Genomic DNA, 24,613 nt, shown 5'->3' with positions numbered 1-24,613 from the left:
AATTATTTAAAAGCATAATGCTTTTAAATAATTATTTATTTAACTTCTTCGTAATCTACGTCTTTAGTATTATCTTCTTTAGTATCTTCTGTTTTATTATCAGCTGTATCTTCTTTAGTATCTTCTGTATCAGAAGTATTTTCAGAAGTAGTATTAGAATATATATCTTTTGCTATTTTACTCCATTTATTATTTAATTTTTTAGTATATTTTTCAATATCCTTTAAGTTTTTTGAAACATGAGCAGATTTTAATTTATTTAAAATATTATTAATTTTTTTAACGTTTTCTTTAGATATTTTTTTCTTATTTTCTTCTAATTCTTTTTCTATTTGAAATATTAAAGAATCAGTTAGATTTAATTTTTCTATTTCTTCTTTTTTTTTAATATCTTTTTCATAATTTTCTTCAGCTTCTTTTTTCATTTTTTCAATATCTTCTTTATTTAAACCTGAAGATGGTTTAATTTTAATATATTGTTTTTTATTTGTACCTTTGTCAGTAGCTGATACATTTAAAATACCATTAGCATCTATATCAAAAGTAACTTCTATTTGAGGTACTCCTCTAGGAGCTAATGGAATATTAATTAAATCAAATCTTCCTATTTCTTTATTATCTTTAAACATTGGTCTTTCTCCTTGACCTACTTTTATAGTAACTACTGATTGATTATCAGTTGCTGTTGAAAATATTTCAGATTTTTTAGTAGGTATAGTTGTATTAGCTTCTATTAATTTAGTAAATACTCCACCTAATGTTTCTATACCTAATGATAACGGTGTAACATCTAATAATAATACATCTTTTACATCACCTGTTAATACTCCCCCTTGTATAGCTGCTCCAATAGCTACTACTTCATCTGGATTAACACCTTTTGAAGGTTTTTTATTAAAAAATTTTTCTACTTTTTCTTGTATTTTAGGTATTCTTGTTGATCCTCCTACTAATATTATTTCATCAATATCATTAATATTTAATTTAGCATCTTTTAATGCTTTTTCACAAGGTAATAAAGTTTTTTCAATTAAATTATATGATAATTTTTCAAATTTAGATCTAGTAATATTTTTAATTAAATGTTTAGGTCCTTTATTATTAGAAGTAATATATGGTAAATTTATTTCTGTTTGTAAACTAGATGATAATTCAATTTTTGCTTTTTCAGCAGCTTCTTTTAATCTTTGATAAGCTATTAAATCTTCTTTTAAATTAATATTTTCTTTTTTATAAAAATCATCAACTAACCAATCAATTAATATTTGATCAAAATCATCACCACCTAAATATGTATCTCCATTTGTAGATAATACTTCAAAAACACCATCTCCTAATTCTAAAATTGAAATATCAAATGTACCACCACCTAAATCATATACTGCTATTTTTTTATTATTTTTATTTTTATCTATTCCATATGCTAATGATGCAGCTGTAGGTTCGTTAATTATTCTTTCTACATTTAAACCTGCTATTTCACCAGCTTCTTTTGTAGCTTGTCTTTGTGCATCATTAAAATAAGCAGGTACAGTAATAACGGCTTTATTAATTTTAATACCTAAATAATCCTCAGCATTTTTTTTTAATTGTTGTAATATCATTGCTGATATTTCTTGAGGAGTATATAATTTATTATCAATTTCTACGCAAGGTGTGTCATTTTTACCTTTTTTTATTATATATGTAAAATTTTTAATTTCATCTTTAATTTCATCATATTTTCTACCTATAAATCTTTTAATTGAATAAATAGTTTTTTTAGGATTAGTAACTGATTGTCTTTTTGCTGGATCTCCAATTTTTTTTGTATTATTTTCAGTAAAAGCAACTATTGATGGAGTTGTTCTTTTACCTTCTGAATTAGGTATTACTACTGGATTTTGCCCTTCAATAACTGAAACGCATGAATTAGTAGTCCCTAAATCAATACCAATTATTTTATTATTCATAATTATATTTTTATTATTAATAATAATTTAATAAAATATGAAGTATTTAACATTTAAAACTAAATATTATTTCAATAATAAAAAACAAATATATTTAATAGATGCTAATAATAAAATATTAGGCAGATTATGTTCACAAATAATTAAATTAATAATTGGAAAAAATTCTCCTAAATATACACCTAATTATAGTTTTACAAATAAAATAATTATTATAAATGCTAAAAAAATTAAAATAGATAATAAAAAAATTAAAAAAAAAATATATTATAAATATACTGGCTATATAGGAAATAAAAAACAATATACAATGTATTATTTATTTAAAAAAAATCCTAGTTTTTTAATTAAAAAATCTATATATAGAATGTTACCTAAAAATTTATTAGGTAAATATGTAAAAAAAAATATATTTATATTTAATGATAGTAATCATAATTTTAATATTAAAAAAATTAAATTTTTAAAATAATGATAAAATATTATCATGCTAAAGGGAAAAGAAAAACATCAGTAGCTTTAATATATGTAAATGTTAAAAATAATAAAACTAATAAATTTATTATTAATAATAAAGATATAAATATTTATTTTAAAAATAATAAAATTATAAAATATAAAATTTTATATCCTTTTATATTAACTAAACTAATTAATAAATATAATAATATTATAATTAATGTTAAAGGAGGAGGTTTTACTGGACAATCTGAAGCTATTATTTTAGCTATTTCTAGAGTAATTTGTAATATTAATATAAAATATAAAAAAATTTTAAAAAAATATAATCTTTTAACTAGAGATTCAAGAATAGTTGAAAGAAAAAAATATGGAAGAAAAAAATCTAGAAAAAAATTTCAATTTTCTAAACGTTAAAATTAAATTAATAATGATAAAAAATAAAAAATTATTAAATCAAATATTTAAATATAATATATTATTAGGTCATAAATCTTCTTATAGACATCCTAAAATGTCTAAATATATATTATTAAAAAAAAATAATATAGACCTTTTAAATCCTATTAATTTTTTTAAAAATATAAAAAAAGCTAAAAATATTTTAAAATATTTTATTAATATTGGTTGTTATATATTATTTGTCGGAACTAAACAAATAATTAAAGATGTAATTAAAGAATATGCTCAAATACTTAATATGCCTTATATAAACTATAAATGGCCAGCAGGTTTATTAACTAATATTAAAATTACTAAACTATCTATAAAACAAAAAAAAAATATAGAAAATAAAAGAAAAAAAATTTATAAATATTTATCAAAAAAAGAAATAAAATATATAGATAGAAAATATGATAAAATTGATAAAAAATTTGGTTCGATATATAATATGTTTAAAATACCTTTATTAGTAATTATTGTAGATGTAAAAAAAGAAAAAATAGCAGTTAAAGAAGCAAATAAAAAATTTATATATATTATAGGTATTGTAGATAGTGATTCTTCTCCTGAAAATATAAATTTACCTATTCCAGCAAATGATGATTCATCAAAATCAATAAAAATTATATTTAAAATTTTATTTAATTCTATTATAAAAAAAATAAATGAAGAAAAAAACAATAATAAAAAAATAAATGAAGAAAAAAACAATAATGAAAAAATAAATGAAGAAAAAAACAATAATGAAAAAATAAATGAAGAAAAAAACAATAATGAAAAAATAAATGAAGAAAAAAAATATAATTATCTTAAAATNATGAAAAAATAAATGAAGAAAAAAACAATAATGAAAAAATAAATGAAGAAAAAAACAATAATGAAAAAATAAATGAAGAAAAAAACAATAATGAAAAAATAAATGAATAAAAAAAATATAATTATCTTAAAATTAAGAAAATTAACTAAATTTAGTATTTTACTTTGTAAAAAAGCTTTAACAATTAATAAATGGGATATAAAAAAATCAATTGAATATTTAAGAAAAAAATTTAAATCAAAATTAAAAAATAATAATTATAAAATTAATAATGGAATAGTATTATCAAAAATTAATAAAAAAAAAAATATAGGTGTTATAATTAAAATAAATGTTAATTCTGATTTTATAATAAATAATATTAATTTTAAAAATTTTATAAAAAAAATAATTAAAATTTCTTTTAAATCAAACATTAATAATATAAAAGATTTACTTAAAAATAGTATTGTAAAAAATGAAATTTTAGATAAAAATATAATGTTTAAAGATACAATAATTATATCAAATTTTTATAAAATTAAATGTGATTATATAAATAATTATAATCATCACAATTATAAATTTTCTTCTATTGTAGGTTTAAAAATTAACTATAAAAATATTTATAATTTAAATTATAATTTTATTTATTATATTAGTAAAAATATTGCTATTTATATTATTATTAATAATTTAATTATTAATAATAAAAAATTTTTAATTAAATTAAATAAATATTTTTTTAGTAAAGAATTTTTTATTAATAATAAAAAAATTTTTTATAAATTTAAATATAATCATAAAAAATTTTTATATATTTTTAAAAATAATATTAAAATTAAATATTTTAAATATTATTTAATTAATTAATTTTGGTATCTTAGCTCAGTTGGTAGAGCAACGGACTGAAAATCCGTGTGTCCCCGGTTCAATTCCGGGAGATACCGTTTTTATGGATAATAAACTTAAAATAATTATTAATCATGCTAAATTATATGGTTTTATTTTTAAATCAAGTGAAATTTATAATGGTATAAAATCAATATATGATTATGGTCCACAAGGAATTGAAATGAAAAATAATATTAAAAAATTTTGGTGGAATTATATGGTAAAATATAGAGATAATATAGTAGGAATAGAATCATCTATATTAATGAATAATAAAGTATGGAAAGCATCAGGTCATATAAATAATTTTAATGAATTATTTATTATAAATTATATTGATAATAAAATCTATATAATAGATAAATTATTTTATAAAATAATTAATAAGAAAATAATTGAAAATAAAAAAAAAATAAAATTAATTTTTTATTATTATTTAAAAAATAAAAAAATAAATAAATTAAATTTGTTTTTAAAAAAAATAATTAAAAAAAATAATTTATCTAAAAAATTTAAATGGAAAAATATAAATAACATTAATTTAATGTTTAAAACAAAATTAAATTCATTAAATAATGAAAAATTTACATATTTAAGACCTGAAACAGCTCAAGGTATCTTTGTAAATATTAAAAATGTTAAAAATTCTAATAGATTGAAAATTCCTTTTGGAATTGCACAAATAGGAAAATCTTTTAGAAATGAAATAATTTCTAAACAATTTATTTTTAGAACAAGAGAATTTGAACAAATGGAAATGCAATTTTTTATTTATCCTGGTCAAGAAAAAAAATGGTATAAATATTGGTTAAAATCTAGATTAAAATGGCATTATTATTTAATAAATAAAAAAAAATATAAATTAAAAATTCATAAAAATTTATCACATTATTGTAAATTTGCTACTGATATAGAATTTAAAATATTTAATAAATTTAAAGAATTAGAAGGTATTCATTTTAGAAAAAATTATGATTTAAAAAATCATAATAAATTATCTAAAAAAAATTTATATTTTTATGATAATAAAGAAAAAAATAAATATATACCATATGTAATAGAAACTTCTTTAGGATTAGATAGATTATTTTATTCAATATTTACTAATTCATTAAAAATTGAAAATATTAATAATAAAAAAAGAATATATTTAAAATTACCTAAATTTATTTCTCCAATTAAAATTGCTATATTTCCAATAATAAAAAACACTCAAATAATTAATATATCAAAAAATATATTTAATAATTTAAAATATAATTTTACTACTATTTATGATGAAAATAAATCAATTGGAAAAAGATATAAAATTCAAGATTCATTAGGTACTCCTTATTGTATTACTATTGATTTTATTACATTAAAGAATAATACAGTAACTATTAGATTTAGAGATACTATGAAACAAATAAGATGTAAAATAAATAAATTAATTAAATATTTTAAAAAAAAATTTGATATATCATTATTTTTTAAAAATAATATTTAAATTAATATTATATAAAAATTAAATTAATGGAAGCCGTTATAAAAATAGGTAATATTCAATATTTAATATTTCCTAATAAATTTATTTATTTAAATAAATTAAAATATAAAATTAATAAAATTATTAATTTTAAAAAAAATATTTTATTGATTAAAGATAAAAATAATAAAATATTAATTGGTAATCCAAATATTAAAAATTTTATTATTAAAGCTATAGTAATAAATCATATTAAAACTAATAAAATAATTATTTTTAAAAAAAAAAAAAGAAAAGGTTATAAAAAAAAAATAGGACATAGACAAATATTAACTAAATTAAAAATAATAAAAATTAAACATATTTAAATATGGCACATAAAAAAGGAGTAGGAAGTTCAAAAAATGGTAGAGATTCAAAAGGTAAAAGATTAGGAATTAAATTATTTGGTAATAATTTAACTAAACCAGGTAATATAATTGTTAGACAAAGAGGTAATAAATATTATTCAGGAATTAATACTTATATTAGTAAAGATTTTACAATACATTCAAAAATTTATGGATATATAAAATATAAAAAAATAAAAAAAAAAACATATATATATGTAATTCCAATAATATGAATAAAAAATTTATTACTGGTATACAAAGCTCAGGTACTCCACATATAGCTAATATTTATAGTATTATTTTACCAACTATATCATATATTAAAAAGAATAAAAATAATTTATTTTTTATTTTTATAGCTGATTTACATTCTATTACTAATTATAAAAATAATAATACTTTAAAAAATAATATATATAAAAATGCTGCTACTTGGTTATCTTTTTTAAAATTTACTAAAAATGTCTATTTTTATAGACAATCTGATATTAAAGAAATAAATGAATTATTTTGGTATTTAAATTGTTTTTATCCTTTTAATAGATTAAAATTATGTCATGGTTTTAAAAGTAATAAAAATAATTTAAATACTGGAATATTTAATTATCCAATATTAATGGCTTCTGATATTTTATTATATGACATTAATAAAGTAATTATTGGTAAAGATCAAAAACAACACATAGAAATAACTAGAAAAATAGCTAAAATAATTAATAATAAATTAAAAGAAAATATTTTTATTATTCCAAAATATAAAATAAAATATAATTATATAATACCTGGTATAGATGGTTATAAAATGAGTAAATCAAAAAATAATATTATTAATATTTTTGATGATAAAGATAATTTAAAAAAGCAAATAATGAATATAAAAACTACTAATAAAACAATAAATTATAATGAAATTAAAAATACTATTTTATTAAAATTATATAAAATTATTACAAATAAAGAAGAATTTACATATTTAAAAGAAAAAATTAAAAATAATAAAATAGGTTTTTATAATATTAAAAATAAATTATATAAATATATATTATATTTTTATGCAAAAGAAAGAAAAAAATATTATTATTATATAAATAATAAAAATATTATAAAAAATATTTTATATAATGGTTATAAACATGTAAATAAAATAGCTAAAAAAAAAATTTTTTTAATAAAAGAAAAATTAGGTTTAAATATATAAAAAAAAATATTAAAATAATGAATATTTAATATTTTTATGTTTATTATTTTCATTTAAAAATATAAAAATATTTCTATTAATTTTTATATTTTTTATAATTATTTTTTTATATATATTCTTTAAATAATAAATTTGTATATATATTTTTTGTTTACCTTTATATTTTTTTTTAAAATATAAAAATTTTTTAATTATTTTATTATGATTTATAAAAATATTTTTATTTATTTTTAATAACATTAAATTATAATAATTAAATATATCATTTATATCTATAATATTTAAAATATTTATATTATTGTATATAAAATAACATTTAATAATTATTATATTATATAATTTAATAATATTTTTATTATATAAATTATTATTAATTAATATTTTTTTATTATTATTTAAATTATCTTCAATTAAAATATAATAATTATTATTATAATAATAAATTTTTTTAATTAATCCATAAAAATAATAAATTTTATAATTTTTATATTTTAAATAATTTAAATTTTTTAATTTTAAATATATAATTTCAAATTTATAATAATATAAAGGATGTAATTTTATATAATAACCTAATATTTTTTTTTGTTTATTTATATAATATAATTTTATATATTTTTTATTTATTTTTTTTTTAATATTAAAAATTTTATTTAATAATTTATCATTTATTTTATTATTTATTTTAAATAATAAATAATTAATAATATTAAATTTTTTATTATATTTTAAAAAATATATATATCTTTTTATTTTAAAACAATCAAAAGCTCCTGATAATATTAATGATTTTATTACTTTTTTATTTTTAATTTTTATTTTTATTAAAAAATCTTTTAAAGATTTAAATTTTTTTTGTTTAATAATCTCATTAACAGTTTTATAACCTATATTTTTTATTATTCCTAAACCTGATCTAATATATTTATTTTTTTCTATAACAAATTTGTATTTACTAATATTTATATCAGGTGGTAAAATTTTAATTTTAAATTTTTTTGCATCATTTATAAATCTTTCAATTTGTTTTTTATTATTTATATTATTATTTAATAACGTACACATAAATTCTATTGTATAATTAATTTTTAAAAATCCTGTTTGATAAGCTATAAATGAATAACAAGTGGCATGTGCTTTATTAAATGCATATAAAACAAAATTTTCCCAACCTTTCCATATTTTTTTTAATTGATTTAATAAATAACCTTTTTTTAATGCCTTTTTTAAAAATTTTTTTTTTATTAAATTTAATTTATTAATTTGTTTTTTACCAATTGCTTCTCTTAAAATATCAGCATCACTTTTACTAATACCTGATAATTTTCTAGCTATTAATATAACTTGTTCTTGATAAAGTGTTATTCCATATGTTTCAATTAAATATTTTTTTATATCTTTTATATCATATTTTATTTGTTTTATTTGTTTTTTTCTTAATAAAAATTCATATAAATTATTTATTGTACCTGGTCTATACAAAGCATTAATAGCAATTAAATCTTTAAAATTATTAGGTTTCATAATATTTAATATTTGTTTTATATTATATGAATCAAATTGAAAAATACCAGTAGTTTTTGAATCATTAAATAATTTATAAGTATTATTATCATATAAATTTAATTTTATTTTTTTTTTATTTTTAATAATTTCTAATAAACTATTTTTAATTATATTTAATGTTTTTAACGCTAATAAATCAATTTTTAATAATCCAATATTTTCTATACATCTTTTATCATATTGTGTTAATAATAAATTATTATTTTTATTATTATACATTAATGGTACATAATTAATTAATTTGTTACTAGTAATTATGATTCCACAAGCATGTATCCCAGTACATCTAATTAATCCTTCTAATTTCTTTGCGTATTTTAATATTTTACTTTTTATAGAATTTTTATCATTATATATATTTCTAATATTTAAAATCTTATTAAATTTACTTAATGATAATTTCTTTTTAAAAAATAAAATATTATTATTTAAAATTTTTTTTAATGTAAAATTATTAATTATCATTTTAGATAAATTATTAGCTTCTTTAAAAGATAAATTAAACACTCTTGAAACATCTTTAATTGCAGTTTTTGACCCTATTTTATTATAAGTTATTATATTAGCTACATTACCACCATATTTGTAATTAATATATAATAATAATTTTTTTCTACCTTTATCTTCTAAATCAATATCTATATCAGGTAATTTAATTCTTTCATTATTTAAAAATCTTTCAAAAATTAAGTTAAATTTTAACGGATCTACTTTAGTAATATTTAAACAATATGCAATTATAGAACCTGCCACTGAACCTCTACCAGGACCTACGTAAATATCTAATTCTTTAGCTTTTTTAATTAAATCATAAACTATTAAAAAATAATTTTCAAAATTTTTATATTTAATAATTTTTAATTCTTTTATAATTCTTTTATTTATTTTATTATTAATTTTACCATATTTTTTTTTAGCTCCTTTATAAATTAAATATTTTAAATATAAATAATTTTTATTATTAAATTTTTTATTAATTTTATATTTAGGTAATAAAACCCTATTATTTAGTTTTATATATTTTATTTTTTTAAATAAAATATTTAAATTTTTGAAACCTTTTTTAAACTTTTTAAATTTATTTTTAATATTTGAATATTTTTTTAAATAAAAATTGTTTTTAGGAAAAATATTTTTATCATTATTTTGATAAATATTTATTTTATTTTTTATACATAATAAAATTTTATATATTTTATAATCTGATTTATTAAGATAAAAAGTTTCTTGTTGATTAATATATTTAATTTTATATTTTTTAGAAAAAAAAATTAAATATTTATTTACTTTTTTTTCATATTTAAATCCATCTCTAAAAATTTCAATAAAAATATTATTTTTAAATATTTTTTTCCAATCTAATAATATTTTAATAGCTTTTTTAATTTTATTTTTTATTATATAATAAGAAATTTCAGATTTTAAAGTACCTGTTAAAAATATTAAACCTTTTGAATATTTTTTAATTATTTTTATATTTATATAATTAATATTTTTTGTTTTAATATTACTATAAGAATTAATTTTTATTAAATTATAATAACCTTTTATATTTTTTATAATTAAAATATAAGGATATAATTTATTTTTGATTTTTATATTTATTTCACATCCTACTATACCTTTTATAATTTTTTTTACTTTATTTATTTTATTAATTTCTTCATAAAATTTATATACACCCATCATATTATTATCAGTAATTCCAACTGATTTCATTTTATATTTAATAGATTTTTTAATTAAATCTTTAATTTTTATAGTAGAATTAAAAATTGAATAATCTGAGTGATTATGAATATTAAAATAATTTATTTTTTTATTTAATTTAATATTATTATAAATTGGTATATTTAATAAAAATTTTTTAATATTAAATTTAAAATTAAATTTTATTAATTTATAATATATTAATTTTATAAAAACAAAAATATTAATATATATATCATATAATGAATTATGAAATAAAAATTTTTTTTTTTTTCTATTATATAATAAATTAAAAGTATTTTTTAAATTTAAATACTTATTATAATTAATAAGTTTAATTGTATTAATTTTATTTTTTTTAAATAAAATATTTTTTATTTTTAAATTTTTATTTAATCTATAATATTCTCCTATTATTATATTACAATCAAAATTAATATTATGTCCAATTATAAAATAAGTGTTTTTTAATAGTTTATAAAATTTATTTAATACTTCTTTTATTGTTTTAATTTTTCCATATATTATATTATTTTTTTTAAAATATTTATTTTTTTTTAAATTTTTTATATAATAATTTTTAATATCTATTAATTTATATTTATAATTATATAATTGCCATGATATTTGTATTAAACGAGGCCATTGTAATATTTTTTCTAAAATAAATTTATTATCTTTTGGTAAACCAGTTGTTTCTACATCAAAAAAAAAAACATATATGCCTAGAGCGGGACTTGAACCCGCAAAATTCATTTATTGAATTACAGGATTTTAAGTCCTGCGTGTTTACCAATTTCACCATCTAGGCTAAGCGATATACGGGATTCGAACCCGTTACCTTAACTTTGGCAAAGTTATGTTCTACCTATTGAACTACTATCGCATATATATATAAAATAATGAAATAAAATTAAATTTTATTTTTTAAAAATAAAGTAATTTTTTTTGTATCTTTAATTACTTGATTAGGTATACCAGCCATTTTAGCTATATAATAACCATAACTATTATTACTTAAACCTTCTTGTAATTTTCTAATAAATATAAAATTATTTTTTATTTTTTTTATTGTAAAGAAAAAATATTTTATATTATTTTTATAATTTAATAAATTATTTAATTCATGATAATGTGTTGCAAATAATACTCTAGGTTTTAATTTATTATTTATTAAATATTTAATAATAGAATAAGATAAAGAAATACCTTCATATGTACTTGTGCCTCTTCCTATTTCATCCATAATTATTAAACTATTTTTAGAAATATTATTTAATATATTAGCTGTTTCATTCATTTCTACCATAAATGTAGATTCACCCATTGAAATATTATCAGATGCACCTATTCTACTAAATAATTTATCAATTATATTAATTTCTACTTTTTTAGCAGGAACAAAACTACCTATTTGTACCATTATTACTATTAATGCTGTTTGTCTTAATATTGCTGATTTACCTGACATATTAGGGCCAGTAATAATTAATATTTGATTATTTAAATTATCTAAATATATATTATTAGGTATATAATTATTTTTAATATCAATAGTTTTTTCTATTACTGGATGTCTACCTTTTATTATATTAATGCTATTTAATTCATTATTAATTATTTTTGGCTTAGTATAATTATTTTCTTTAGCAGTTAAATAAAAAGATAATAAAACATCTAATTTAGCTATATAATATGATATTTTTTTTAAAACAATAATATTATTTTTTAAATAATTAATTTTTTTATTAAAAATAATTTTTTCATATGTAAAAATTATTTTTTTAATATTATAAATCTTATATTCAAATTTATTAATTAATTTAGTAGTATATCTAATATATAAAGATAATTTTTGTTTTTTTATCCAATTTTTAGGAATTTTATTATTATCAGTTTTTTTTATTTCAATAAAATAACCTAAAAGTTCATTTTTTTTAATAATTAAATAATTTATATTTAATTTATTTTTTAATTTATTATAATAATTAAATATATATAATTTATTTTTTTTTAATTTTTTTTTATATAAATCTAATTTTTTAGATATATTTTTTTTAATAAAAAAAAATTTATTAAATTTATTTACTGGATCTTTTTTTAAAATTTTATTAATATTATAATATATTTTATTTAATTTTTTAATATATTTATATTTAAAATTAAAAATTTTATTATTATTTTTAATATTTAATAATTTAAATATTTTTTTAATTCTTTTAATTGAATTAATTAATTTATATAATTGATTAGGATTAATTTTATTATTTGATATTTTAGATAATAATTTCTCTATATCATAAATTAATTTTAAATTATAAATTATATTTAATTTAATATTTTCTTTAATTTTAAAATAAAACTCAATAATATTTTGTCTATTATAAATTTTTTTTTTATCTTTTAAAGGAAATATTAACCAATTATTTAAAATACGATAACCCATTGAAGTATATGTATTATCTAATATATCTAATAAAGATTTACCTGTTTTATTTGTAGATTTTATAATTTCTAAATTTTTTAATGTAGAATCATCAATCCAAATATATTTATTTATTTGTATTTTTTTTATTACATTTACATGATTTAATTTTAAATTATAATAATTATTAATATAATATATCAATATACCAGATGAAATAATACTTAATTTCATATTTTCTAATCCAAAACAATTTAAAGAAAATACTTTAAAATGTTCTAATAATTTCTTATATAAAAAATTATAATTAAAGAGATTATCGTCTAATAAATTAATATTTTTAATATTATTAAAAAATTTATTTTTACTTTTTGGTATTAAATATTCTATAGGATTATAACAATTTATTATATGTTTTATATATTTTAAATTTCCTTCTGTAGTTAATAATTCTCCAGTAGAAAAATCAATTAATGAAATACCTATTATTTTATTATTTTTTTCAATATATAATGAAGCAACAAATTGTTTTATTTTTTTTTTTTTTGTAATATCATCATAAATTGAAATTCCAGAAGTTACAATGTAAGTAATTTTTCTATCTATTAAATTATTTTTATCTATATTTTTTTCTATATTATTTTTATTTTGATCACAAATAGCTACTTTAATATTTTTTTTAATTAACTTATTTAAATAAGTTTTTAATGCTTTACAAGGAAATCCTACTAAATAAATACTATCATTATTTTTTTTATTTCTTTTAGTTAAAGTAATATCTAATATTCTTGAACAAAATATTGCATCATAACCAAATATTTCATAAAAATCACCAACTTGAAAAAATAAAATTGTATCAGGATATTTTTTTTTTAAATTATAATATTGTTTTATCAATGGTGTTTCTTTATACATAATTTATTTTTTTATTATTTATTTATTATTATTTATATATAATGATTAACTCTTATATTACTATATTAGGATGTAATTCATCATTACCTACTAGAAATTTTTATCCAACATCACAAATCTTATATATGAGAGAAAATTATTTTTTAATTGATTGTGGTGAAGGTACTCAAGTACAATTAATAAAAGCTAAAATTAAAATTAATAAAATAAATAATATATTAATTTCTCATTTACATGGTGATCATTATTATGGTATAATGGGAATTTTATCAACTTATCAATTATTAGGTAGAAAAAATCCATTAAATATTTATTCACCTAATGGATTAAAAAATATTATTTATGAAAATTTTAAATGGTCTAAATCAAATATAACATATCCATTAAATTTTATAATTTTAAAAACTAGAAAATATCAAAAAATATATGAAAATGATAATGTAAAAATTTATATAATTCCTTTAAAACATAAAATATATACAAATGGTTTTTTATTTAAAGAAAAAAAAAGATTAAGAAATTTAAATATAAAAAATGTAAATAAAATTAAAGAAATAAAAATATCTGATTATTTAAATATTAAAAAAGGTAAAGATTTTATTAAAAAAAATGGTCAAATTATACCTAATAATTATTTAACATTTAAACCTAATAAACCATTATCATATGCTTTTTGTACAGATACTTCATATTCTCCTAAAATTACTAAATATTTAAAAAATGTTGATTTATTATATCATGAATCTACATTTTTACATGAAAAAAAAATAATAGCTAATAAAAGAGGTCACTCTACAACTATACAAGCTGCAAAAATAGCTAAGTTATCAAATGTTAAAAAATTATTATTAGGGCATTATTCATGTAGATATCCTAATATTAAAGATTTTGAAAAAGAGGCACAAAAAATATTTCCTAATACTGAAGCTTCAAAAAATTTAAAAACATATTTAATTTAATATTTTATTGATTAAATCTTTATTTTTATTTTCAGCAAAATAATAAGCTAATATTTTTCTATTTAAATAGATTTTTTTTTTTTTTAATTTAAAAATAAATTTAGAATAAGAAATATTAAATTTTCTTACATATGCATTAATTCTTTGTATCCATAATTTTCTATAAAATTTTTTTTTATTTTTTCTTCCAATATATGAATTTAGCCATGATTTTTCGACATTATTTTTAGCTATTGTATAACATCTTTTTTTAGCACCATAAAATCCTTTAGCATATTTTAAATATTTTTTTCTTCTTTTTTTTGAAGCTACTATATTTTTTGATCTTGGCATAATAATTATTTATTAAAATGTTTATTTATATTTTTATAATCATTAATATTTAAAAAAATAAATTTTGATAATCTTTTTTTTCTTTTAGATGATTTCTTTATAAGATTATGATTTTTAAAAGATTTTTTTCTTTTTATTTTTTTGTTAAAAAGTATTTTAAATCTTTTTTTTGAACTAGATTTAGTTTTTAATTTTATTTTCATTATTAATAGTTTTTTTATTATAAGTTATATCTTTTTTATTAGTTATATTATTTTTATTAGTTTTTGTATAAGCTTTTTTAATAGGTTTTAAAGGGTTTTTTAATGGGAACATAATCATATACATATTATTATATTCAAAAACAGGAGATTTTTGAATATAACCATAATTTTTTAAATTATTAGCTATATTAATTAAAAATTTTTTTACTAAATCTTTTTTATTTTTACGATTTAAAAAAATTATAAATTTTATTTTATATTTTTTAAAAAAAAATTTTTTAGCATTTTTTAATTTAAAATTTTTATCATGATCATTAATATTAATAGTAAATCTAATTATTTTAACATTATCTTTTTGATTAAAATTTTTTTTATATTTTTTTTTTAATTTATAAATAAATTTATTATAATTAATTATTTTTACTATTGAAGGATTTGAATTAATTTCAATAAGATCTAAATTAGAATTTTTTAATTTATTTAATAAATAATCTCTTTTATATATTTTATTTTCAAAAATTTTATCATCTACTAATCTAACAAATTTAGATTTTATATTTTTATTTAATTTATATTTTGATAAAATTTTATCAATATTATTTTTATTTATAATAGTATTATTTTTTATTAATATAATAAAATTTATCTATTTTTAATAATATTAAAAATTAATTTTATAGCTTTTTTAAATTTTAAATTACCTAATTTTCCAATTTTTTTTATTCTTATAAAAATAGTTTTATTTTTTTCTTCTTTATTACCTATAATTAAAATAATAGGTATATTATTTTTTTCATAATATTTTATTTTTTCATTTAAATTTTTTTTTGTTTTATCTATAATAATTCTAATTTTTTTTTTTATTAATATTTTATATATTTTTATAGAATATTTTAAATTTATTTTATTAATTGGTATTATTACTAATTGTTTTTTTAATAACCATATTGGAATATTACCTTTAGTATGTTCTATTAATATTCCTATAAATCTTTCTATTGATCCTAATAATGCTCTATGTATAATAATTGGATATTTATATTTATTATTTTTATTTATATATTTTAAATTAAATCTAATAGGTGTATTATAATCAATTTGTATAGTTCCTAATTGCCATTTTCTATTTAAAGAATCTTTTATAATAAAATCTATTTTAGGTCCATAAAATGCTGCTTCATTATATTTTATATAAGTATTATAATTTAATTCTATATTTTTTTTAATATTTAAAATTATCTTTTGAGATTTTTTCCATATTTTATTATCACCTATATAATTTTTATTATTTTTATCTTTTAAAGAAAATCTAATATAAATTTTTTTAAAATTAAAATAATTATATATATATTTTATATCTTCAATTATTTTATATATTATTTTATAAATATTCTTTTTTCTACAAAAAATATGACCATCATCTTGAGTAAATATTCTAGTTCTAAATAAACCATTTATTTCACCACTTTTTTCATTTCTATAAACTGTACCAAATTCAAAAAATTTTTTAGGTAAATCTTTATAAGTAATATTTTTATAATATTTATATATTTCACAATGAAATGGACAATTCATTGGTTTTAATAAATAATTAATTTTATTATTTTTAGTTATTTTAAATATATTATTGTTATATTTTTTTAAATGTCCTGATATATTAAATAATCTTTTTTTAGCTATATGTGGTGTAAAAATTTCTTCATATTTTTGTTTAATATTTATTTTTCTAATAAAATTTTTAATTTTATTATATAAATATAATCCATTAGGTAACCATATTGGTAAACCAGAACCTATATAATTTGAAAAAAAAAACAATTTTAATTTATTACCTATAATTTTATGATCTTTATTTTGTTTCATTAAAATTAAAAATTAATAAATTATTTAAATAATTTAAATAGTTTTTATTTATTATTTTTATTTTATTAATAGTACAAATTATTTCTTTATTATTATTTAATAATAAATAAATAAAGTTTTTTTCAAATGAAGTAATTTTATTTTTTTTAAATATTTTATTTATTACAATTTTTTTTTTATTATTTAAATAATAATCACCGTTTATCCAATTTCTAATATATAATGGAAATTTTATTTTATTAAAATTTAAACATATATACTTATTATTATTAATTATTTTATTATTAAATTTTATTAATTTTAAATTAATTAATAAATTATTTACTATTTTATATTTTCCTATTTTTGGAATTAAAATATTAATTTTTTTTTTTACATTATAAATTAATATAATCTCATTTTTATTTTTTATAATTTTATATATTTTATTGTTAGATAAAAAAAATTTACCAGTATTAATATTTAATATTTTATTAAAAATTTTAATATCATTAAAACCGAATTTATAAAATATTTTATATAATAAATAATTATAATAATTAATTTTTAAATTTAATAATTTATTTATTTTAATTTTAAATATAAAATAATTATTTTTATCATATATTATAATTTTTTTTTTAAAATAATTAATTGATTTTTTAATAAAATTATATTCTAATTGTAAATTAATAATTGTATTATTAATATTATTTTTTATATTATATTTATATAAATTATTAAATATATTAGGTATAATATTATTTCTTATTATATTTCTTAAATATATATTTTTTAAATTACTTATATCATTTATCCATTTTATTTTATTTTTAATTGCATAATTTATAATTTCATTTTTTGATATTTTTATTAAAGGTCTTAATAAATTTTTAGAAAATTTTTTTATAGATTTTAAACCATATAATCCTGTTTTTCTGAATAAATTAATAAAAAATGTTTCTATATTATCCTCTAAATTATGTGCTAAAACTATATAATCATAATTATATTTTTTTTTTAAATTAAAAAACCATTTATATCTCAATATTCTAGCAGATATTTGTATAGATAGTTTTTTAATTTTACTAAATTTTATAGTTTTAAATTGTTTATAAAAAAAATTAATATTATTTTTATAACAAATTTTATAAATTAAATTATAATTATAATTAATTTTTGATTTATTAATATTAAAATTACAATGAGCAACTGAAATATTATTATTATTAAATATTTTATTAAAGATATTTAATAATACCATACTATCAACTCCACCACTTATAGCTAATAAAAATTTATTTTTTAATAATTTATTTAATAAAATAAAATGTTTTATTTTTTTAAACAGCATATTTTATATAATTAGCTATATCAATAAAATTCATATAATTGGTATTTATTATATATTTAGATTTAAAATAATTATTTTTTCTAATTTTAATATGTTTTTTAATAAAATTAAATAATTTTTTTTTAGGTAAATAATAAATTATAGGTCTTTTTTTATTATCTTTTAATAATCTTTTATATAAAATTATTTCATAAGTTTTTAAATATATAGTAATTATAAATTTATTCATTAATTTTATATTATTATAATTACAGGGAGTTCCACCACCTACTGATAATATATAATAATTTAAATAATTATTAAATAAAATTTTTTTTAAATTTATTTTTTCAAATATTCTTAATTTATTATCTCCATATATTTTATATATTTTATTAATACTCATTTTGTATTTTATAGATATTAATTTATCTAAATCATAAAATAAATATTTAGTTATTAATGATAATAATTGTCCTATATAAGTTTTTCCACTACCCATATATCCAATTAAAATAATTTTCACAAAATTAATAATCTTTATTATTAAATTTTTACTTTTTTTTTAAAAAAATTATATTTATTATATTAATATATTAATTTTATTTATATTGACTTGGTAGCTCAGCTGGTAGAGCATTACACTTTTAATGTAAGGGTCCTGGGTTCGAATCCCAGCCATGTCATATGAAAAAAAAAATAATATTTCTAAGTAATGGTAATTTTAGTGTACCTTCATTAAATTATTTAATAAAAAATCAAAAAAAATACAATTTAATTATTAAAAGTATAATTACTTCAAAAAAAAATATAATAAATAATGAAAAAAATTTAATAAAAAAAATAGCACTAAAAAATAATATAAATATAATATATAGTGAATATATATATAAAAATATTAAAAATATTATTAATTTAAAACCTGATTTATTAATTATTATATCATTTAAATATTTAAAAAAAAAAATATGGAATATTCCTAAATTAGGAACTATTAATATACATCCTTCATTATTACCACAATATAAAGGTGCAAATCCAATAAATTGGGTAATTATAAATGGAGAAAAAAAAACAGGTTTAACTAGTTTTTTTATAAATAAAATAATAGATAGTGGAAAGATAATATTACAAAAAAAAATAAATATAAATAATAAAATTACATATAAAAAATTATATAAATTATTATCTAAAAAAACTAAAAAATTTTTAATAAAAACTATAAAAAAAATATTAACAAAAGAAAAATTAAAATTAGCTCCAAAAATAAATAATTATTATTCTAAAATTTATTGGAATTATTCAATAAATAAAATTTATAATTTAATAAGAGGATTACCATATAATAAACCAGCTTGGTGTTTTATAAATACAAATAATAAAATTCAAATATTTAATATTTATAAAATAAAAATTATTAATTATAAACATAATAATTTTAATGGAAAAATATTATTAAAAAATAAAAATGTTTATATTAGTGCTAAAAATGGATATATAAAATTATTAAAATGTAATATAGCTAATAAAAAAGTTATAAAAAATATTAATATTTATAATGGTTTAATAAATTATAAAAATTTATTTGTATTTTAATAGACTCGTAAGGATTTGAACCTTAACTATCAGAACCAAAATCTGATGTGCTCCCCTTACACAACGAGTCTAATTATAATATAATTAAATTATATTACAAAGGTAAATTATTAAATGTCTAAATTAGCTAATAAAGAATATTTTTTTATAAAATTTTTTCTAGGTTTAACTTTATCACCCATTAAAATATTAAATAATTTTTTACTTTTTTTATTATTTTTAATAATTACTTTTTTTAAAATTCTTTTTTTAGGATTCATAGTAGTTTCCCATAATTGATCTGAATTCATTTCTCCTAATCCTTTATATCTTTGAATATAAAATTTTTTATTTTTATTTTTTTTAATAAATTTAATTTTATCTTTTTCATTCCATATATATATTTTTCTTTTATATCTTTTAATAATATATAATGGAGGATTAGCTATATATATATAACCTTTATTAATTAATATTTCCATATATTTAAATAAAAATGTTAATATTAAAGAAGTTATATGTTTACCATCTACATCAGCATCAGTCATTATTATAATTTTTTTATATTTTAATTTTTTAATATTTAAAATAATTTGTTTTTTTTTATTTTCTAAATATATTCCTAATGCTAAAAATATATTTTTAATTTCGTTATTTTTAAAAATTTTATTTTTTTTAGCTTTTTCTACATTTAAAATTTTTCCTTTTAACGGTAATATAGCTTGAAATTTTCTATTACGTCCTTGTTTAGCCGTTCCACCAGCTGAATCACCTTCTACTAAAAATATTTCACATTTATTTGGATCATTATATGTACAATCTGATAATTTTCCTGGAATACCACTAATAGTTTTATATTTATTAATATTATTATTATTAAATAATAATTTTCTAGCTTCTTTAGAAGCTTTTCTAGATTTAAATGATATAATTACTTTATCTATTAATTTTTTACGATTATTAGGATTTTCTTCTAAATAATTTTTTAAATAATTAAATATTATTTTTTCTACTATACCAATTATTTCTTTATTTACTAAACTTGTTTTTGTTTGTCCTTGAAATTGAGGATTTATCATTTTTATTGATATAATAGCAATAATACCTTCTCTTATATCTTTACCACTAATATTTAAATTATATAATTTTTTATTATATTTTTTTATATAATTTTTAAAAGATTTAGTTAAACCTCTTTTAAAACCAATAATATGAGTACCACCATTTATAGTATTAATATTATTTATATATGAAATAATTATTTCTTTATTAGAATTATTATATCTTATTATTATTTCAATAGAAAAATTATTTAAAACTTTATTTATATAAATATCTTTATTTAAAATATTTTTATTTTTTTTATTATCAATATAATTTATATAATCTATTAAACCATTTATAGAATAAAAATTATTTTTTTTATTTGATCTTTTATCATATAAAAATATTCTTAGTTTCTTATTTATATATGATATTTCTTTTAAATATTTATATATAATATTATAATTATATTTTTTATATATAAAAATTTCATCATCTATAACAAAATTTATTTTTGTACCTCTTTTATTAGTTTTACCTTTTACTTTTATATTATATAATGGGTAACCTTTTGAATATTGTTGTTCATATATTAAATTATTTCTATAAATTTCTACTATTATTTTTTTTGATAATGCATTTACACAAGATAAACCAACACCATGTAAACCACTTGAATATTTATATGATGACTTATCAAATTTTCCTCCAGCTCCTATTTTAGTCATTACTATTTCTAAAGCTGTTTTTTTATTGTCTTTATAAGTATCTATAGGAATTCCTCTTCCATCATCTTCAATTGTAATAGAACTATCATTATTTATATTTATATATATATTATTACAATAACCTTCTAAATATTCATCTAATGAATTCTCTAATAATTCAAAAAATAAATGATGTAAACCATTTATATTTACATCTCCAATATACATAGATGGTCTTTTTCTTATATGTTCAATACTATTTAAATATTTTATATTTTCTCCGGTATATTGTATCATCTTAATAAAATATTACTTAAAGAGAATATAGTTAATTTTTTTTTAAAAATAATGGGAGGAAATACTTTTGGTAATATATTTAAAATTACTACATTTGGTGAGAGTCATGGTGTAGCAGTAGGTGGAATAATAGATGGTTGTCCTTCATGTATTAAAATAAATATAAATAAAATTAATAAAGAATTAAATAGAAGAAAAACAGGACAATCAAAAATAGTAACTCCAAGAAAAGAAAAAGATAAAATAGAAATTTTATCTGGAATATTAAATAATATTACCACAGGTACTCCTATAGGATTTATTGTATATAATAAAGATATAAAATCTAAAGATTATAATAATATAAAAAATATATATAGACCTTCTCATGCAGATTTTACTTATTATAAAAAATATAATATAAGAGATTATAGAGGAGGAGGTAGATCATCAGCTAGAGAAACTGTATGTAGAGTAATAGCAGGAAGTATAGCTAAACAAATTATAAAAAAAAAAAATATAAAAATATATGCATATGTATCTTCAGTAGGTAATATTAAACTTAATAAATCTTATAAAAAAATAAAAATAAAAAATATAGAAAAAAATATAATAAGATGTCCAGATAATAAAATAGCTAAAAAAATGATAAAAAAAATAGAAAAAATAAAAAATGAAGGGGATAGTATAGGAGGTATAATAACTTGTGTAATAAAAAATGTTCCTATAGGATTAGGTGAACCAGTATTTAATAAATTGCATAGTGAATTAGGTAAAGCAATGTTAAGTATAAATGCAGTAAAAGGTTTTGAATATGGATGTGGTTTTAAAGGAACTAAAAAAAAAGGATCACAATTAAATGATCAATTAAATGAAAAAGAAAAAACTAATACTAATAATTCAGGGGGAATTCAAGGAGGTATATCAAATGGAATGGAAATATATTTCAATGTAGCTTTTAAACCAGTTTCTACAATAAAAAAAGAACAATATAGTATAAATAAAAATAAAGAAAAAGTAAAAATAAAAATAAAAGGTAGACATGATCCATGTGTTTTACCAAGAGCAGTACCAATTGTAGAAGCAATGGCATCTTTAGTTATATTAGATTATTATTTACTTAATAATTTATATAATATATTTAAATGATTTAAATAGATTATTATATTTATATAATATATTTAAATGATTTAAAATGAATACACTTATTTCTATAGTAGGTCCTACAGGAATAGGTAAAACAAAATTATCAATTTATTTAGCAAAAAAATTTAAAACTGAAATAATTTCTTGTGATTCAAGACAATTTTATAAAGAATTAAATATAGGTACTTCTAAACCATCAAAAAAAAAATTAAAAAAAATAAAACATCATTTTATAGGTCATTTAAATATTAAAAATAATTATAATATTAGTTTATTTGAAAAAGATGTAATTAAACTATTAAGAAAATTATTTAAAAAATATAAAGTTATAATAATGGTAGGAGGATCAGGGTTATATGAAAAAACTATTATAGAAGGTATTAATATTATTCCAAATATAAAAAAAAAAAAAAAATTAAAAATAAGAAAAAAATTAAATACAAAAAATTTAGAATATTTATTAAAAAAATTAAAAAAAAAAGATATTAATTATTATAATTGGTTAAATAATAAAAAAGATAAAAGAAAAATAATAAGAGCTTTAGAATTTAAATATTGTACAAAAAAAAAACTTTCATCTTTTTATTATAAAAAAAAAATAAAAAGACCATTTAAAAGATATATAAGAATAGGATTAATAATAAATATAAAAAAAATTTATAATAAAATTAATAAAAAAGTTGATTTAATGATAAAAAAAGGATTAATTAATGAAGCAAAAAAATATTATAAATATAAAAAATTAAATTCATTAAATACTATAGGATATAAAGAAATATTTAAATATTTAAAAAAAAAAAATAATATTAATTCTTGTATTGAAGAAATAAAAAAAAATACAAGAAATTATGCTAAAAAACAAATTATATGGTTTAAAAAATATAATAATATTAAATGGTTTAAACCTAATAATTATAAAATAATTTATATATATATAAAAAAAAAATTAAAAAATTCTTAAAAATACTTTATTTTA

The 24,613-nt window shown here is 14.4% G+C and carries 22 protein-coding genes and 5 tRNA genes; 14 read left to right on the top strand and 13 right to left on the bottom strand.

The window, feature by feature from the left end:
• Positions 1-35: 35 nt before the first annotated feature.
• Positions 36-1,952: a molecular chaperone DnaK gene (gene dnaK / locus N2591_RS00775; RefSeq protein ID WP_318165898.1), complete on the bottom strand. Its 1,917-nt coding sequence runs from the start codon at positions 1,950-1,952 to the stop codon at positions 36-38.
• Positions 1,953-1,989: 37 nt separating this feature from the next.
• On the opposite strand from dnaK, the gene rplM reads away from it, so the two are divergent.
• From rplM to trpS, 9 genes are all read left to right on the top strand, one after another.
• Positions 1,990-2,424, top strand: coding sequence for a 50S ribosomal protein L13 (rplM, locus tag N2591_RS00770; RefSeq protein WP_318165897.1), 435 nt, complete (start codon positions 1,990-1,992; stop codon positions 2,422-2,424).
• Positions 2,424-2,828, top strand: a complete 405-nt coding sequence (gene rpsI, locus N2591_RS00765; RefSeq protein WP_318165896.1) for a 30S ribosomal protein S9 — start codon at positions 2,424-2,426, stop codon at positions 2,826-2,828. The genes rplM and rpsI overlap by 1 nt, the downstream gene beginning before the upstream one ends.
• Positions 2,782-3,684 (top strand): 30S ribosomal protein S2, encoded by a 903-nt coding sequence (rpsB, locus tag N2591_RS00760; protein ID WP_474373858.1) that lies wholly within the window; start codon positions 2,782-2,784, stop codon positions 3,682-3,684. The genes rpsI and rpsB overlap by 47 nt, the downstream gene beginning before the upstream one ends.
• Before the next feature lie 90 nt (positions 3,685-3,774).
• A complete protein-coding gene (locus tag N2591_RS00755; RefSeq protein WP_318165894.1) occupies positions 3,775-4,524 on the top strand; it encodes a hypothetical protein in 750 nt (249 codons plus the stop codon).
• Between the two features lie 4 nt (positions 4,525-4,528).
• Positions 4,529-4,601, top strand: a tRNA-Phe gene (locus tag N2591_RS00750).
• Positions 4,602-4,606: 5 nt separating this feature from the next.
• Entirely contained in the window at positions 4,607-6,034 is a 1,428-nt protein-coding gene (locus N2591_RS00745; protein ID WP_318165893.1) for a glycine--tRNA ligase, read from the top strand.
• 26 nt (positions 6,035-6,060) lie between these two features.
• Positions 6,061-6,381: a 50S ribosomal protein L21 gene (gene rplU, locus N2591_RS00740; protein ID WP_318165892.1), complete on the top strand. Its 321-nt coding sequence runs from the start codon at positions 6,061-6,063 to the stop codon at positions 6,379-6,381.
• 2 nt (positions 6,382-6,383) lie between these two features.
• Positions 6,384-6,638, top strand: coding sequence for a 50S ribosomal protein L27 (locus N2591_RS00735; protein ID WP_318165891.1), 255 nt, complete (start codon positions 6,384-6,386; stop codon positions 6,636-6,638).
• The gene (gene trpS / locus N2591_RS00730; RefSeq protein ID WP_318165890.1) at positions 6,635-7,603 is read left to right on the top strand and encodes a tryptophan--tRNA ligase; all 969 of its coding nucleotides are present in this window, start codon (positions 6,635-6,637) and stop codon (positions 7,601-7,603) included. Before N2591_RS00735 ends, trpS begins: the two co-directional genes overlap by 4 nt.
• A gap of 9 nt (positions 7,604-7,612) precedes the next feature.
• Here the strand turns inward: trpS and dnaE are convergent, their stop codons facing one another.
• The 4 genes from dnaE to mutS form a co-directional block, all read right to left on the bottom strand.
• A complete protein-coding gene (dnaE, locus tag N2591_RS00725) occupies positions 7,613-11,635 on the bottom strand; it encodes a DNA polymerase III subunit alpha (protein ID WP_318165889.1) in 4,023 nt (1,340 codons plus the stop codon).
• A tRNA-Leu gene (locus N2591_RS00720) sits at positions 11,602-11,690 on the bottom strand. The genes dnaE and N2591_RS00720 overlap by 34 nt, the downstream gene beginning before the upstream one ends.
• A gap of 2 nt (positions 11,691-11,692) precedes the next feature.
• Positions 11,693-11,765, bottom strand: a tRNA-Gly gene (locus N2591_RS00715).
• 27 nt (positions 11,766-11,792) lie between these two features.
• Entirely contained in the window at positions 11,793-14,219 is a 2,427-nt protein-coding gene (gene mutS, locus N2591_RS00710; protein WP_318165888.1) for a DNA mismatch repair protein MutS, read from the bottom strand.
• A gap of 41 nt (positions 14,220-14,260) precedes the next feature.
• Here mutS and N2591_RS00705 point away from each other — a divergent pair, with 41 nt between their 5' ends.
• Positions 14,261-15,178 (top strand): ribonuclease Z, encoded by a 918-nt coding sequence (locus N2591_RS00705; protein WP_318165887.1) that lies wholly within the window; start codon positions 14,261-14,263, stop codon positions 15,176-15,178.
• Here N2591_RS00705 and rplT read toward each other — a convergent pair.
• From rplT to N2591_RS00675, 6 genes are read right to left on the bottom strand one after another with little or no spacing between them, the layout of a single operon-like run.
• Positions 15,170-15,511: a 50S ribosomal protein L20 gene (gene rplT / locus N2591_RS00700; protein WP_318165886.1), complete on the bottom strand. Its 342-nt coding sequence runs from the start codon at positions 15,509-15,511 to the stop codon at positions 15,170-15,172. The two genes, N2591_RS00705 and rplT, sit on opposite strands and share 9 nt — an antisense overlap.
• Before the next feature lie 5 nt (positions 15,512-15,516).
• A complete protein-coding gene (gene rpmI / locus N2591_RS00695; protein WP_318165885.1) occupies positions 15,517-15,714 on the bottom strand; it encodes a 50S ribosomal protein L35 in 198 nt (65 codons plus the stop codon).
• Positions 15,692-16,300 (bottom strand): translation initiation factor IF-3, encoded by a 609-nt coding sequence (infC, locus tag N2591_RS00690; protein WP_318165993.1) that lies wholly within the window; start codon positions 16,298-16,300, stop codon positions 15,692-15,694. The genes rpmI and infC overlap by 23 nt, the downstream gene beginning before the upstream one ends.
• Before the next feature lie 56 nt (positions 16,301-16,356).
• The gene (gene thrS / locus N2591_RS00685) at positions 16,357-17,577 is read right to left on the bottom strand and encodes a threonine--tRNA ligase (protein ID WP_318165884.1); all 1,221 of its coding nucleotides are present in this window, start codon (positions 17,575-17,577) and stop codon (positions 16,357-16,359) included.
• The gene (gene tilS / locus N2591_RS00680; RefSeq protein ID WP_318165883.1) at positions 17,564-18,910 is read right to left on the bottom strand and encodes a tRNA lysidine(34) synthetase TilS; all 1,347 of its coding nucleotides are present in this window, start codon (positions 18,908-18,910) and stop codon (positions 17,564-17,566) included. The genes thrS and tilS overlap by 14 nt, the downstream gene beginning before the upstream one ends.
• The gene (locus tag N2591_RS00675; protein WP_318165882.1) at positions 18,900-19,415 is read right to left on the bottom strand and encodes a shikimate kinase; all 516 of its coding nucleotides are present in this window, start codon (positions 19,413-19,415) and stop codon (positions 18,900-18,902) included. Before N2591_RS00675 ends, tilS begins: the two co-directional genes overlap by 11 nt.
• Positions 19,416-19,502: 87 nt before the next feature.
• Between N2591_RS00675 and N2591_RS00670 the strand changes: the two genes are divergently transcribed.
• Together N2591_RS00670 and N2591_RS00665 are read left to right on the top strand one after the other, a co-directional pair.
• A tRNA-Lys gene (locus N2591_RS00670) sits at positions 19,503-19,575 on the top strand.
• 1 nt (position 19,576) lies between these two features.
• A complete protein-coding gene (locus N2591_RS00665) occupies positions 19,577-20,485 on the top strand; it encodes a methionyl-tRNA formyltransferase (RefSeq protein ID WP_318165881.1) in 909 nt (302 codons plus the stop codon).
• On the opposite strand, the gene N2591_RS00660 is transcribed toward N2591_RS00665, so the two are convergent.
• Both N2591_RS00660 and N2591_RS00655 read right to left on the bottom strand, forming a co-directional pair.
• Positions 20,486-20,556 (bottom strand) — tRNA-Gln (locus tag N2591_RS00660).
• Between the two features lie 39 nt (positions 20,557-20,595).
• A complete protein-coding gene (locus N2591_RS00655) occupies positions 20,596-22,512 on the bottom strand; it encodes a DNA gyrase subunit B (protein ID WP_318165880.1) in 1,917 nt (638 codons plus the stop codon).
• A gap of 51 nt (positions 22,513-22,563) precedes the next feature.
• On the opposite strand from N2591_RS00655, the gene aroC reads away from it, so the two are divergent.
• The gene (gene aroC / locus N2591_RS00650) at positions 22,564-23,640 is read left to right on the top strand and encodes a chorismate synthase (RefSeq protein ID WP_318165879.1); all 1,077 of its coding nucleotides are present in this window, start codon (positions 22,564-22,566) and stop codon (positions 23,638-23,640) included.
• Positions 23,641-23,686: 46 nt separating this feature from the next.
• Positions 23,687-24,598 (top strand): tRNA (adenosine(37)-N6)-dimethylallyltransferase MiaA, encoded by a 912-nt coding sequence (gene miaA / locus N2591_RS00645; protein WP_318165878.1) that lies wholly within the window; start codon positions 23,687-23,689, stop codon positions 24,596-24,598.
• Positions 24,599-24,613 lie beyond the last annotated feature (15 nt).

Source organism: Candidatus Shikimatogenerans bostrichidophilus, from assembly GCF_033370915.1.
In the GTDB taxonomy this organism is placed as follows: domain Bacteria; phylum Bacteroidota; class Bacteroidia; order Flavobacteriales; family Blattabacteriaceae; genus Shikimatogenerans; species Shikimatogenerans bostrichidophilus_M.
The sequence above is the reverse complement of the archived record's forward strand: the minus strand, read 5'-3'. Positions and strand labels throughout refer to the sequence as shown.